The organism is Sphingomonas psychrotolerans, assembly GCF_002796605.1.
Classification (GTDB): domain Bacteria; phylum Pseudomonadota; class Alphaproteobacteria; order Sphingomonadales; family Sphingomonadaceae; genus Sphingomonas; species Sphingomonas psychrotolerans.
This window is the reverse complement of sequence record NZ_CP024923.1, coordinates 4,516,637-4,531,042: the sequence shown is the minus strand read 5'-3', so window position 1 is coordinate 4,531,042 and position 14,406 is coordinate 4,516,637. Positions and strand designations below refer to the sequence as shown.

The following is a 14,406-nucleotide window of genomic DNA, read 5'->3' as shown; positions in this document are numbered from 1 at the left end:
GTCGCCATGCGCCACTGATAAGCTCCCTCGATGCATCCGATCCCGGCCCGGCACCATGTTTCCCCGGCGATCTTCCACGAGATACGCGCCGCGGCCGAGCCGGTGGTGCTGAAGGGCGTGGTCGCCGACTGGCCGATCGTTCGCACCGACGACCCGTCCGGCTGGTTGCGCGGACTGGCGACCGCGAAGCCGGTGCAGTTCATGCGCGCACCGCCCGAGGTCGGAGGCCGATTGCATTATGCCGACGGCGCGACCGGGCGGAACTTCGAACGCGGCGAGGCGACGCTTGCCGGCTTTCTCGATCTGCTCGCCGCGGGCCAAGCCGAGGCGCTCGCGCTGCAGGGCTTGCCCGCCGCCACGCACCTGCCGGGCTTCGCCGAGCGCAACCCGATGCCGCTCCTGCCCCCGGCGATCGGGCCGCGGCTGTGGATCGGCAACGCTGCCAAGGTGGCGACGCATCACGATCCTTCGGAAAACATCGCGTGCGTCGCGGCGGGGCGACGGCGCTTCACGCTGTTTCCGCCCGAGCAGGTCGGCAATCTCTATATGGGTCCGTTCGATCCCACGCCCGCGGGAGTGCAAGTGAGCATGGTCCATGTCACTGCGCCCGATCTCGCCCGTTACCCCCGCTTCGCCGAGGCGCTCGCGGCGGCGCTGGTCGCCGAACTCGAACCCGGCGACGCGCTCTACATCCCCTATCAATGGTATCATCATGTCGAGGCGCTCGACGCGTTCAACGTGCTGGTGAATTATTGGTGGGATCCGGCGCGCGCCGATATCGGTTCGCCGCTCGATGCGATGATGGCCGGGATGATGAGCCTTCGTCCCCTGCCGCCCGATCAGCGCAGGGCCTGGCGGGCGATGTTCGACCATTATGTCTTCCTGACCAAAGGCGACCCCGGCGCGCATCTTGCCGAAGGAGCGCGCGGAATCCTTGGAGCGACGTCGCCGCGCGATATCGCGCAGATGCGCCGTGCATTGCTCGCCCGGCTGCAGGCCTAGGCCGGACACGTATTCGCGACATAATCGTCATGCGTCGGCATCACCTCGACGCATTTGCGGATCACGCGTTCCACGTTGCCGAGATACTGCTCGATCTGCGGCTCGCTCTTGATGTCGACCAGCGGATCATAGCCGCGCGGGATCACGCCTTGGCCGAGAAGGACCTGGATCCAGCTTTCTTCGGCGAACAATTCCTCGTCCTCGCGGAAGATGCGGCCATTGGCGGCGAACAGATCGATCTTGTGCCGGAGCGTGTCGGGCACCTCCATGTCGCGGCAATATCGCCAGAAGGGCGTGTCGTCGCGCTCCGTGGCCTTGTAGTGGAGGATGATGAAGTCGCGGACGCGCTCATATTCGAAATCGGTCTGGCGGTTGAACTCGGCGATCGTCGCGGGATCGAAGCGCGCGTCGGGCAGCAGCCGCACCATCCGGATGACCGCCGACTGGATGAGGTGAAGGCTGGTCGATTCGAGCGGCTCGAGAAAGCCCGCGGCCAGCCCGATCGCGACGCAGTTGCGGTTCCACGTCTTGCGGCGCTTGCCGGTGACGAAGCGGATGCGATTGGGCTCGGCCAATTGCGCCCCGTCCAGATTGGCGAGCAGCATCGCCTCGGCCTCGGCATCATCCACATATCGGCTCGAATAGACATGGCCGTTGCCGGTGCGATGCTGGAGCGGGATCCGCCATTGCCAGCCGGCGCTGCGCGCAGTGGCCCGGGTATAGGGGGTGAACGCGTCGCTGCGCGCGCACGGCACTGCGATCGCGCGGTCGCAGGGCAGCCACTGCGTCCATTCCTCATAGCCGGTCTGCATCGCCTGCTCGATGATCAGCCCGCGAAAACCCGAGCAGTCGATGAACAGATCGGCTTCGATCACCGCACCGTCGGCCATCGTCACGGAGCGGACGAAGCCGTTTTCGGGGTCGAGCGCGACATCGGTGACCTTGCCCTCGCGGCGCACCACGCCGCGCTCCTCGGCAAAGCCGCGCAGGAATTTGGCATAGAGGCTGGCGTCGAAATGGAAGGCGTTGGCGATATGCCCGATCGGCGATTCCGCCATCTTGGGATCGGCGCGGCGGAACTTGTCGGCGAGCGCGGCGGCGGTGTTGATCGAATAATTGGCGAAGTCCGAGGCGCGACCGAGCCCATGCATCTTGAGCCAATATTGGTGGCAACGCAGCCAGCCGAGATCCTGTCCGATCACCCCGAAGCCGTGGATGTAGCTCGATCCGCAGCGCAGCCAGTCGACGAACTGGATGCCGAGCTTGAACGTTCCCTGGGTGCGGCGAAGGAAGTCGTTCTCGTCCAGCCCGAGCAGCTCGTTATATTTCTTGATCGCCGGGATCGTCGCCTCGCCGACGCCGATCGTACCGATCTCCTCGGATTCGATCAGCGTGATCTGGTAGAGGCCCTGAAACAATCGGGCGAGCAAAGCGGCCGTCATCCAGCCGGCCGATCCACCGCCGACGATCAAGATCTGCCTGATCTGCTCCATCGCGCTTCCTCTCCCCTTATCCTGCGATGGTGTCGCAACTCGCCGGCATGCTTGGCAAGGCCCGGCCGTCTACGCCCCTCCTGGGAAAAACGGGGAGGCGCGGACCTGCCGGCGTCTCCCCAAAGCTCTCGGAGACGTTCCGAGGAGGGTTCAGAACCGGTAGTTGAAGCCGAGCAGGAACGACCGGCCGTATTTCTCGTATGTCTCGAGCAGGCTCGAACCGTCGGCGGTGTGGGTGCCGCCGCCATCGAGGCCCAGCCGGGTGCGATACGGCGAGTCGGAAATTGTTGACCTGGAGCAGCACGCCGAAGCCCTCCAGCGCTCCGCTTTCGAAGGTGTAGCCGATCTGCGCGTCGATCTGCCGATCTGCGAGAATCTCGGTCTGTCCGCGGTTGGCGAACAGCTGCACCACCTCGCCCTTGAAAGCCGAACGGTAGCGATAGCTGGCGCGCGCCTGGAAGCCGCCGCGCTCGTAATAGCCGGTGATGTTGTAGATCGTCCCCGACAGGCCGGGGATGCGGACCTCCTCGTCCTCGGTCGTCGGGTTCAGGTCGGACTCGGTGAGCGACAGGCTGGCGATCACGCCCAGCCCTTCGAGCGGCTTGATCAGCGTTCCGAAATCGAGCGCGCCGCTGATCTCGACGCCCTTGACCGTTCCGCCATTGCCGTTCGCCGGCAAGGTCAATTGGCCGAGCGGGCTGATCACCTGATTGGCGTAGTTTAACTGCCCTGCCGCAGGGATCGGAATGCCGGTGAAATCGAAGACGGTCGATTGCTGGTAGATGTAGGTGTCGAGGTCCTTGTAGAAGCCCGCGACCGAAAAATAGGTCGTGCGGTCGACATACCATTCATAGGCGGCGTCGAACGCGGTCGCCCGCCAGGGCTTGAGGTTGGGATTGCCGCCAGAGGCCGACCAGGGATTGACGGTCGCGCCGGGCGCGCATCCCCCGCCCTGACTGCATTGCAGCGGATCGAACCCCGGCGTCACGTTGGCCCGCATTTGGTCCATGCGCGGGCGTGCCATGGTCTTGGACGCCGCGGCGCGGAGGCGGTGACCGCCACCGAGATCCCAGATCAGGTTCGCGCTAGGCAGTATGTCGGTATATTCCGCACCCAGCGTGCGCGTGGTCGGGACGATCGGCCCGCTGCTGGTGGCGTTGATCATCATGCCGGTCGATTGCTGGCGCTGCTGGACGATCTGCACGCCGACATTGCCGCGGATCGGCCCCAGCTTGAAATCGGCCTTGACGAAACCGGTGAGCAGATCTTCCTCGATCTCCCAGGTCTTGTCGAAATAATTGGCGTCGCGGATCGGCGCCCAGTCGTAATAGGCGTCGAGCGCCCGCTCGATATCGACGCTCAGCACGTTGCCGAAACCGGTATAACCGAGCGATGTCGGCTTCACGAGATATTGCGAGTCGACGAGGACCTGCTGGCGTCCGTTCTTGAGGAACAGATCGTTGTCGTCGACGGTCTTGTTCTTCTGGCGCTGGGTGAAGTTGATGCCCGCGGTCAGTTTGTTTAGCACGCCGTCGAACTCGTGATCGAGCTTGAGGTCGATCGCATAGATGCTCTCTTCGACATCGGGAAAGCGGATCGCGCCGTCATGGGCCCAGCCGCCCCAGGGCGCGCGATCGCCGAGCGACACCTGCGCCGCGTCGGCATAGTTCAGCCCTTCCGAATAAGTCGGATAGCCGTCGTCCGGCAAATCGAAACCGATAGTGTCGAAGGTCCTCCCGGCATCCGGCGTCGCGCCGTTCACGAAACCGGTACCGCGGCCATAGCCCGCATAGGTTTCGAGGATCTGCTCCTTGCGGTGGTTCTTCGAGTAAGACAGGTCGGCAGCGAAATTGGTGCGATCGTCGAGCTTGAACTCGTTGTTGAGGCCGATCGAGAACAACTCGTCGTCACGCGTATTGTGGTCGTTGCGGATGATCGGAACGACGCGATTGGCCGTCCCGCTCACTCCGAACGGCGTGCCGCCGCGATCCTCGGCGACGACGTCGCGGAAGAAGGCGCCGTCCGCCCAGCCGTTCGAGAACCATTGCGCGCCGCGCGTCGTCTCTTCCTGGTGGAATTTGGAATAATAGACGTCGAGGGTCGAATGCGCCCGGTCGCTCGGCTGCCATTCGAGGATACCCATTACGGCGTCGCGACGATTGAGGCGCGACGTCGCGAACACCTCCTGCCCGTTCAGGAGCAGCGCCGTGTCCGCGGCGTCAGGCTGAACCGTATCGGTGCCGCATTCATTGGTCACCGGGACGGGCTCGCACACACCGCCAAAGGCCTCATAGCCATAGGCTTTGTAATGCTTGTTCTGCGACGGCGAATCGAGATGCGCATAGCCGATCGCAATCCCCAGCGTGCCGTTGGCGAACTGATCGATATAGCTGATACTCGCCCGGCCGCCCCAGTTGCGAACGTCGCTGTTCAGCCGGTCGCCCTCGATCTTCTCGCCGCGGATGTTGACCGCAATCGCACGCTTGCCGAAATTGAGCGGCCGCACCGTGCGCAGATCCGCAGTGCCCGACAGACCCATTCCCGCGATTTCGGCATCGGGTGTCTTGTAGATGACCACGCTCGACAGCAGCTCGGACGGATATTGATCGAACTCGACTGCGCGGTTGTCGCCCGAGCTCGCCTGCTGGCGGCCGTTGAGCAAGGTGGTGGTGAAATCGGGAGCGAGACCGCGGATCGAGATCACCTGCGCGCGACCGTTGACCCGCTGCGCCGCGAGGCCCGGCAGGCGCGCGATCGATTCGGCGATCGAGACGTCCGGCAGCTTGCCGATATCCTCGGCGGAAATCGCCTCGACGATCGAGGTCTCGTCGCGCTTGGTCCTGATCGAGCTTTCAAGACCGGCGCGAAGGCCGGTGACGACGATCTCGTCTTCCGACTGGACCTGATCGTCGGGCGCGGCGGCTTCCTGCGCCAGCGCGACCGACGGGAGCGCCGCGATCAGCGCGAGCGACGACGCCGTCAGGCCGAGTTTCCACAATGTCGGATTCAATCGACGCGTGCCGGCGGTGTGGCCCATCCTGCTCTCTCCCCTGAGTGCGGACGATCGATCGCCCTGCTTCGTTTTTCGCCCTCCCGCCTGACAACGTTGCCAAATTGGAAGCGCTTCCAATTTACTACCGTCAGATCGGCGTTCGCGTCAATGCCGCCCTGAATTTGATCGCCTAGACGTGCGGCGCGGAGGCCGAATCGCGGATGACCAGCCGGTGCTCGACTGCTTCGAACGTCGGGGCGAGCGCCGAGCCGCGCCCCACGGTCTCGACCAGAAGCTCCACGGCACGGCCAGCGATCGCGCGAACCGGCTGATGGACGGTGGTCAATGGCGGCCAGGTGTGGGCAGAGATCGGGGCGTCGTCGAAGCCGACGATCGACAGCTCTGCCGGAACCGCCAGCCGCATGCGGTGCGCCGCGAACAGAGCACCCACCGCCATATCGTCATTGGCGCAGACGATGGCGCTGATCCCCGCGCCGGCATCGAGCAATTGCTGGGTGCAGATCACGCCGGCGCGGAAAGTGAAATCGCCGCGCACGGTGGAGACGGCGTCTTCGGACATCCCCGCCTCGCGCACGGCGCGCGCGAAGCCGGCGTGACGCAGCTCGGCGGAACGGTGTCCCTCGATGCCGAGCACATAGCCTAGCCGGCGATGCCCGAGCGCCAGCATATAGGCCCCCATCTCGTGTCCGGCGGCCTCTTCGTCGAGCCCAACACCGGCCAGCAGCCCGCGCACCTCGTCCCCCGGCGCGACGCAGACCGCAGGCAGGCCGAGCTCGATCAGCCGCTTCGCCAGCGCGACATCGTCGGACATCGGCGGCGTGAGGATCGCGCCGGCGCAGCGTCCGGAGGCGAGCAATTCGATCAATTTGTCCGAACGGCGCGGATCATCGGTGAACAGGCTCAACGTCGACAACTCGAATCCCGCCGCGGCGGCAGCCCGCAGCGCGCCGAGTTCGAGCGCCGAATCATAATAGGAATTGGGTTCGGCGTCCGGATTGGTGCAATGGACCAGCACCAGCGCCTTGCTGACCTTGCTGGCGAGGCCCCGCGCCTGCGGATTGACGCGATAGTCGAGCGCGGCAACCGCCTGCATGACGCGTTCGCGCACCGCCCCGCGCACATTGGCGTGATTGCTGAGCACGCGCGAAACCGTGGCGCGCGCGACGCCGGCGAGCGCCGCGACGTCGTCCATCGTGGGCTGCGCCGCGTTCGCGGGGTCGGGAGGCCTCCCCTCGCCACGCCCGGTTTTGGAATGTGACCCCATTTGCTGCGGCTTGGCGGGGCAAGCGTGGCACTGTCAAGCGAGCCGGTCGGAGCACGCATGCCGACGGTCGCGATCCGGGCGCAAAAAATCGCGTCTTTGAAAAACCCGGCGGCCGCAACCGCCTTCGACCCGCTACAAGCTGTCCCGGTCGATCCCGCACATCCGATAACGGTCTTTCCCGAGGCAAAGCGGGCGGGCACAAGGCCCACCCCGCTATGTCGTCAAGCGGTGACGAGAGGTCTGTCGTAGTTTTTGGCATAGGCATTTTCCACACCGGCCAAGATTTCCACCACGTCGAAATAGCGGTCCCAGAACGCGGTTTCACGCAGGTCCTCCACCAGCAATTCGTATGAATGGTGGTCCTTTGCATCCCACATCCAGATGTCCGTAACGCGGGTCGAATAGAACTCGACATCGAAGAAGCGGAGGGTGACGTTCGCGGCGTGTTTTTTCAGAATAGGGGTAAAGTGTTCGCCCAGAAGTTCGAAACGGCGATCCACGGTGAAGCCCAGCCATTCGGGGGAGGTTTTCACCATCATGAATACCGTCAGGGCCGGTTCGAACGGGGTGCGCTGTGAGGTCATTTTTCATCCTTGCGTCGTTGGTTGACGCGCCTAGGATGCGAGCAGATCCTCACAATTGGCTACTCGCGTTCGTCTTATGCCGCAAACACCCGTCCAGCAGCGCCCGCCCCTCAGGAAAGCACCCCGGCAGGCGCGCTCCGCCGAGACGGTGCGCGTGATTGTCGAGGCTGCTGCTCGCATTCTGGAAAAAGGCGGACTCGGCGGGTTCACCACGAATGCCGTGGCGGAACGTGCCGGCGTCAGCATAGGTTCGCTCTACCAATATTTCCCCGGCAAGGATGCGCTGATAGGGGCCTTGATCGTCCGGGAAACCTCGCTCCTGATCGCAGATTGGGAAACGTCCCTCGCGGCACCGACCGGGAGGGCTGTTTTATCCAGATTGATCTCGTCGGCAGTGAAGCATCAGCTTCGACGTCCCGGGCTCGCCCGGTTACTGGACCTGGAAGAAGCGCGATTGCCGTTCGATGCGGCTACCCAGAATGTTACACAACGGCTTCGGACGATCCTGCTCGATGTGCTGAGCCGTTCTGATATCCGCCACCAGCTCGATCCGGATGTGGCCGCACAGGACGTGCTGGCAATCATCAAGGGGATGGTCGATGCCGGCGGGGAACGCGGCGAGCTGGACCAGGAAAATCTTGGCAATCGCGTATCCAGGGCGGTCCATGGATATCTGGATAGTGACCTGTAACGTCGCGTTATCGTAAAGATCCCAGGGCGAAAAAGGGGCCAGCCGCATGGCGGCTGGCCCTGAGCGGGCATTCGACGGAGGCTGTCAGAATGCCATGCGTGCACCGAGCACGAATTGCCGCCCGCTATGGGTCAGCACGTTGAGCCTGTTGGTCTCGTCGACGAACTGATCGTTCTTCTCGTCGGTCAGGTTGATCATCTCGAGGCTGAGCTTGAGACTGTCGGTGACGTTGTACGAGATCTGCGCATCGAAATTGGTCGTCGCGTTGGTGCCGTTATAGGCATTGCCCTCGGTGCCGGGCACAGCCGTGAGATATTTGGAGCGATACGCCACCGAGCCGCGGATCGAGAACTTCTTCGTCTCGAAATAGAGTGTCGCGTTGGCGGCGTTTTTGGAGAGCCCGAGAAGCGGCGCCTCGACCGTCGCCGAGCCGTTGGCCGCGAGCAGATATTCGATGTCCGAGCTCACATAGGTGTAGTTCGCCAGGATGCCGAAATTGGAGAGGAAGCCCGGCAGGAAGGTGAAGGGCTGCTGGACGTTGACTTCGAAGCCGCGGAGCAGGCCGCCGTTCGAATTGACCGGCTGGCTGACGATGAACGCGTCCGATGGGCTCGCCGTCGTTCCCGCCAGCAGCGAGTCCGGCAGGCCGAGGCTGCTATAGGGAACGGTGGTGCTGAGCGTCTGGACGAAGGTGCCGATATCCTTCTGGAACACCGAAACCGCGTAGAGCGCGCCCGGCGCCGGATACCATTCGATCGAGGCGTCGAGATTGGTCGATTCGGTCGGCAACAGGTCCGGATTGCCCGAGCTGAAGGTGCGATTGCCGCCCGAGACGTTGAGGTTGCCGCCCGGGGTGAGCGAGCCGATCCCCGCGCGGGCGATCGTCTTGGCTGCGGCCACGCGGACGAGCAAATTCGGCGTCACGTCGAGGACGAGGTTGGCCGAGGGTAGCCAGCGATCATAGCTGCGGTCCGCGCCGACCAGGTCGACGGTGGCGCCCTGCCCGGCATAGCCGGTCGAGAACTGGTCGGTCTTGACGTAGCGCACACCAACATCGCCGCGCACCGGCAGGCCGGCCTCGGCGAGGTTGAACTCGCTCATCCCCCAGAAGCCGAGGTCCTTCTCCTGCACGGTGACGAACGAGCCGCGCGCCGTCGCGTTCTGGACTCCGCCGGTGGCGTAGAGCGGATTGCCGGCGGTGTTGAGCGCGTTCTGGAAGGCCGCGAGATTGGGGACGACCCACGCCGTCGGTGTTCCTTCGGGCACGTCGAGCCCGCGGCCGAAGCCCGAATAGAGCATCGTCAACGGGGCGAGCTGCGCGCCGGTGAGTGTGGTCACCACGGTCTCGCCCTGGAGGCGGCGGCGCTCGGTGGAAGCATATTCGAACTTGCGCCAGTCCGCCCCCGCCTTGAGCTTGACGATCGGGCTGACCGTCCATTCGACGAAGCCCTTGGCGTTGGTGAAGCTGTTGTCGACGGTCTGCGGGCGGATGCGGACCTCGGACGTGCCGTTGGTGAACGCGAAGGTCGCCGGGTTGGTCACGTCCACTCCCGGCCGGATCGTCGGGAAGCGGGTCGAGAAGTCGTAGAAGAAGCCGTTGGTGTTCGCCGCGTCCATCGTGACCGTGGTCTGGACCGGATTGCGGAACTCCGAGCGCGAATAGCCGACGACGCCGCCGACCTTGAAGTTCTCGCCGATCTTCTGATCGAGCGTGGCGGTGAGCTGATAGAAATCGGTCTTGAGCTCGTCGTAGCGCGACTGGGTACGCAGATCGACGGCGTCGAAGGTGCCGCTGACGATGTTGTTGTCGGCATCGACGGTGCCCGAGCGGATGATCGTCTGCGGCTTGCCGCTGCCCGAACGGCTGAAGCCGATCGCCTGGAACTGCGCTTCGGTGCGCGTGCCGTCGAGGCGCGAATAGAGGCCGTCGATCGAGAGCAGGGTCTTGTCGGTCGGCTGGAACTGGAGCGACAGCGCCGCGCCCAGCCGCTTCTGCTCGATATCGTAGCTCACCAGTCCGGGGATGCGGGGGTGGAACAGCCCTTTGGTCGCTACGTCGGTCTCGCCCGGCAGCAAGCCGTAGTTGATCTGCCCGATCGTCTTGCCCTGGATCGTCGAGGCCGGATTGAAGCCGCCGTTGAAGCCGCCATAGGTCCAGCGCGTGATGTTGGCGCCTTCCTCGGTCAGGCGGCGCTCCTCATAGGCGACCGAGAGCAGCACGCCGAATTTGCCGTCGTCGGTGGTGGCGGTGACGAGGCCCGAGACGCGCGGCTTGGTCTTGCGCGCCAGATCGTTGTAGCTCGCCGCCGCCGCGATCACTGCGGTGTTCTTCTTATAGTCGAACGGCTTCGCGCTCTGCAGGTCGACGGTGCCGCCGAGCGAACCTTCCTCGACATCGGCGGTCGCGGTCTTGCGCACCGCGAGGCTGTTGAACAGGTCCGACGAGAAGATGTTGAAATCGAAGCCGCGGCCGCGATTGACGCCGCCCGAATTGTCGGTGCCGCCGGTGGTGCCGATCGCTTCCATGCCGTTGATCCGCACCCGGCTATATTCCGGCCCCAGGCCGCGAACCGAGATGTTGCGGCCCTCGCCGTTGACCCGGCTGATCGCCACGCCGGGAATGCGCTGAAGCGATTCCGCCAGATTGAGGTCGGGAAACTCGGCGATGTCCTCGGCCTTGATCACGTCGACCGTCGCAGTCTGGTTGCGCTTGATGTTGATCGCGCTGGTCAGGCTGGCGCGGAAGCCCTGGACGACGATGTCCTGCCCGACGGTATCTTGCTCGACGGTATCCTCCGGCTCGCTCTGGAGCACGGGCGTTTCGGGCTGGGCCTGCGCCCAGGCGGAGGACGTGGCGAGCGCGGCGGCCGCGCTCGAGACGGCGAAGACGGTCTTCAGGATTCGAATACGGGACATGTGCCTTCAGACTCCCCATGGGCGCCCGGCTTCGTCGCGAGCCGGCTCTACAGCCTGTCGTTAGCCCCGCCGTCGCGGCAAACGCCAACCTCAATCCGACATGGATCGATGCATGCCTTGCACTGATCTGCGCAGCTCTCGCGCGCGTGTGGGGTCATTGAGCCAGAGTCTGGCTGGATCATCCCCCCTTTTGGCTTGGACCGCTTCGGGTGTCCCGGTTAGGGGTGATGCCTCGATCAGACCGACCATGCAGGCGGCGCGAGGCAAGGAGAGACGATTTGACCGACCTGCACGCCAGGCCGACCCGCGTGCGTTACGCGATCATCGCGCTGATCTTCCTGATCACCTCGGTCAATTATGCCGACCGCGCGACTTTCTCGATCGCGGGCAGCGCAGCGGCGCGCGAACTCGCCCTCACTCCCGTGCAGACCGGCTTCATCCTTTCCGCTTTCGCCTGGGCCTATGTGCTGGCGCAGATCCCCGGTGGCGTGCTGCTCGATCGCTTCGGCACCAAGCGCGTCTATGCCGCCGCGATCCTGCTCTGGTCGCTGTTCACCGCCACCCAGGGCTTTGCCGGCTGGATCATCGGCATCCCCGTCGTCGCGATGCTCTTCGCGCTGCGCTTCCTCGTCGGTCTGGCCGAGGCACCATCTTTCCCCGGCAACGCCCGCCTCGTTGCGGCGTGGTTCCCCGCCGCCGAGCGCGGCACCGCGTCGGCGATCTTCAACTCGGCGCAATATTTCTCGCTGGTCGCCTTCGCGCCGCTGATGGGGTGGCTGGCGCACAATTATGGCTGGCGTTCGATCTTCTGGACGATGGGTGTCCTTGGTGTGCTGGCGACCCTGGCGTTTGTCCGCTTCATCCACAGCCCGGCGAACCATCCCCGCATCAATGCAGCGGAACTCGCGCATATCGAGGCCGGCGGCGGGCTGGTCGGCATGGAGGATTCCGCCGCGAGCAAGGCGCCGGCCTTCGCGTGGCGCAACGTCCGGCACCTGATTGCGAACCGGATGATGCTCGGCATCTATCTCGGCCAATATTGCATCAACGTGCTGACCTATTTCTTCGTGACGTGGTTCCCGATCTATTTGATCAAGGAGCGTGGCCTGAACGTGCTCGAGGCCGGCTTCGCCGCCGCCGCGCCGGCATTGTTCGGCTTCGCCGGAGGGCTCGCCGGCGGCTTCATCTCCGATCGCATCCTCAAACGCACCGGTTCGCTCGACTGGGCGCGCAAGACGCCCTTGGTGGTCGGCATGCTGCTCGCCTCGATGATCATCGCCTGCGTCTGGGCGCCGAGCGAATGGCTGGTGGTCGCGCTGATGTCGGTCGCATTTTTCGGCAAGGGTATCGCTTCGCTCGGCTGGGCGATCATGGCCGACGTCGCGCCGCGCCGCCTCGCCGGGCTTTCGGGCGGGGTGTTCAACATGTTCGGCAACATCGCGGGGATCGTCACGCCGATCGTCGTCGGCTACATCGTTGCGGCGACGGGCTCGTTCGACCTCGCATTGATCTTCGTCGGCGCGCACTGCCTGCTGACGATCTTCGCTTTCCTCGTCATCGCCGGCCCGATCCGGCGGATGGAGCTGCCCGAATGAAGCTGAGCCGCCGCCATCTCCTTGCCGGCGCTGCAGCAGCCGCGGTCCCCGCCACCGCGCGTGCGGCGCCCGCAGAGTTGGTGGCGCGCACGCCGATGGCGGCGCCCGACTGGGCTTTGCTCCAGCGCCGGCTGCTGCAGGCGAATGGCGCGGCGTGCGAGGCGTTCTACGCCAAATATGTCGACCGGCGCGACTGGCTGCGCGCGTTCGCGCGCTGGGGCGCCAATGATGGCCCCGACGATGCCGCCGAGGCGACCAACGACTGGGCGATCCTCCACGCGCTCGGCGGACCGGACCGGATCCTCGATCTGACCCGGCGCTTCTGGGAGGGGCATCTCAAGCAATATACCGCAGCGCGCACCGTCGAGGTGCCGATCGCGCGGAGCGGCATGTATTCGCGCGAATTCCCGGTCCAGATGGACTGGCAGCACAATTCGGAAGGCCTCACCACCTTCAACGTGATCGGCATGTCGACGCCGCGCGACCGCAAATTGCTCGAACGCACGCGGCGCTATGCCGATTTCTACACCGGCCGCGATCCGACCGCGCAGAATTACGATCCGCAGCGCCGCATGATCCGATCGATGCTCAACGGCAGCCGCGGGCCGATGCTGCGCAACGCGACGCCGCTCGACTGGGCCGGCGATCCGTTCGAGGCGGGCGCCCGCTTCCACATGGAGCATGGCGAGAACACCTATCAGCAGACGCTCGATCATTATGCCGAATATGGCGACGTCGTCTGCGACAGCCCGCTCAATTTACAAGCGACGACGCTCGGGCTGAACGCCTATGCGCTGGGCGGCGGCGAGCGCTATCGGCGCTGGGCGCTCGATTATCTCGACGCGTGGGTCGAGCGCGCCCGCGTCAACAACGACATCCTGCCGAGCAAAATCGGGCTCGACGGCCGGATCGCGTCCGATTGGTGGGGCGGCGTCTATGGCTGGGGCTTCTCGCCGGTGGTGCCGCAGACCGGCGCGCGCGAGCACCGCAACCGGGTGCCCCGATCGATCACGGCGTTCCTGAACGGCACTTTGCTCACCGGCGACCCGGCCTATATCGAGGTCTGGCGCCGCCAGACCTCGCGGATCAACGACGCCGGCAAGCAAGTCGACGGCAAGCACCAGACGCCGACGATGTACGGGCCGCAGGGCTGGCATGGCTGGAAGCCCGGCGCGTATCGCACCAACGGCTTCGAGATCTGGTACATCACCCAGCGCGCCGACGATCGCGCCGCCGCGGGCAACCATCCATGGCTCGATTTCCTCGAAGGCCGCAATCCCGGCTATCCCGCCAAGGCATTGCAGGCCGATCTCGACCGCGTCGCCGGGCGCGTCACCGCGCGCGAGAAGGATCCGACCACGCCAGACACCCGGCTCGCCGACTGGCCAATCGGGATCAACCCGGCGAGCGTGACCAGCCTCGTCCAGCTGATGACCGGCGGGCTGCACATCGCCCGCCCGTCCTGGTCGCCGACCTCACCCCCGCAAGGCGGCGTGCCGCTGCATTGCCGGTTGCGCTATTTCGATGCCGACCGGCGACGCGCCGGCGTGCCCGAGGATGTCGCCGCGCTGGTTCATGCGCTCGGCGATGCGTCGGCCGACGTCACCCTGGTGAATCTGAGCCGCACGCACGCGCGCACCGTCACGGTGCAGGGCGGCGCCTATTCCGAACATCGAATCGACAGCGTGGTGCTCAACGGGCGCGAAACGCCGGTAGGCAAGCGCGACTTCACCATCCGGCTCGAGCCCGGCTGCGGCGCGCGGCTGCGACTGGCGATGCGGCGCTACGCCAATCGGCCGACGCTGGCATTTCCCTGGGATCGCTGAGGCGAGCGAAGCGGAAGTTGAC

Annotated in this window: 9 protein-coding genes; 4 read left to right on the top strand and 5 right to left on the bottom strand. The window is 65.0% G+C overall.

Annotated features, from left to right (window positions below):
- Positions 1-30 precede the first annotated feature (30 nt).
- Positions 31-1,002, top strand: coding sequence for a cupin-like domain-containing protein (locus CVN68_RS20500; RefSeq protein ID WP_100283831.1), 972 nt, complete (start codon positions 31-33; stop codon positions 1,000-1,002).
- On the opposite strand, the gene CVN68_RS20495 is transcribed toward CVN68_RS20500, so the two are convergent.
- From CVN68_RS20495 to CVN68_RS20480, 4 genes are all read right to left on the bottom strand, one after another.
- Positions 999-2,495: a tryptophan halogenase family protein gene (locus CVN68_RS20495; protein ID WP_100283830.1), complete on the bottom strand. Its 1,497-nt coding sequence runs from the start codon at positions 2,493-2,495 to the stop codon at positions 999-1,001. The two genes, CVN68_RS20500 and CVN68_RS20495, sit on opposite strands and share 4 nt — an antisense overlap.
- A 16-nt stretch (positions 2,496-2,511) precedes the next feature.
- The gene (locus tag CVN68_RS20490) at positions 2,512-5,532 is read right to left on the bottom strand and encodes a TonB-dependent receptor (RefSeq protein WP_199560152.1); all 3,021 of its coding nucleotides are present in this window, start codon (positions 5,530-5,532) and stop codon (positions 2,512-2,514) included.
- Positions 5,533-5,677: 145 nt separating this feature from the next.
- Entirely contained in the window at positions 5,678-6,700 is a 1,023-nt protein-coding gene (locus tag CVN68_RS20485; RefSeq protein ID WP_199560151.1) for a LacI family DNA-binding transcriptional regulator, read from the bottom strand.
- Positions 6,701-6,993: 293 nt separating this feature from the next.
- Entirely contained in the window at positions 6,994-7,356 is a 363-nt protein-coding gene (locus CVN68_RS20480; protein WP_100283828.1) for a darcynin family protein, read from the bottom strand.
- Positions 7,357-7,432: 76 nt separating this feature from the next.
- Between CVN68_RS20480 and CVN68_RS20475 the strand changes: the two genes are divergently transcribed.
- Complete coding sequence (locus CVN68_RS20475) at positions 7,433-8,047, top strand: TetR/AcrR family transcriptional regulator (RefSeq protein ID WP_100283827.1); 615 nt, start codon at positions 7,433-7,435, stop codon at positions 8,045-8,047.
- 84 nt (positions 8,048-8,131) lie between these two features.
- On the opposite strand, the gene CVN68_RS20470 is transcribed toward CVN68_RS20475, so the two are convergent.
- Positions 8,132-10,963, bottom strand: a complete 2,832-nt coding sequence (locus CVN68_RS20470) for a TonB-dependent receptor (RefSeq protein ID WP_100283826.1) — start codon at positions 10,961-10,963, stop codon at positions 8,132-8,134.
- A gap of 278 nt (positions 10,964-11,241) precedes the next feature.
- On the opposite strand from CVN68_RS20470, the gene CVN68_RS20465 reads away from it, so the two are divergent.
- Together CVN68_RS20465 and CVN68_RS20460 are read left to right on the top strand one after the other, a co-directional pair.
- On the top strand, positions 11,242-12,558 hold the full coding sequence (locus CVN68_RS20465; RefSeq protein ID WP_233503459.1) for an MFS transporter: 1,317 nt from the start codon (positions 11,242-11,244) through the stop codon (positions 12,556-12,558).
- Complete coding sequence (locus CVN68_RS20460) at positions 12,555-14,384, top strand: hypothetical protein (RefSeq protein ID WP_100283824.1); 1,830 nt, start codon at positions 12,555-12,557, stop codon at positions 14,382-14,384. Before CVN68_RS20465 ends, CVN68_RS20460 begins: the two co-directional genes overlap by 4 nt.
- Positions 14,385-14,406: the final 22 nt, after the last annotated feature.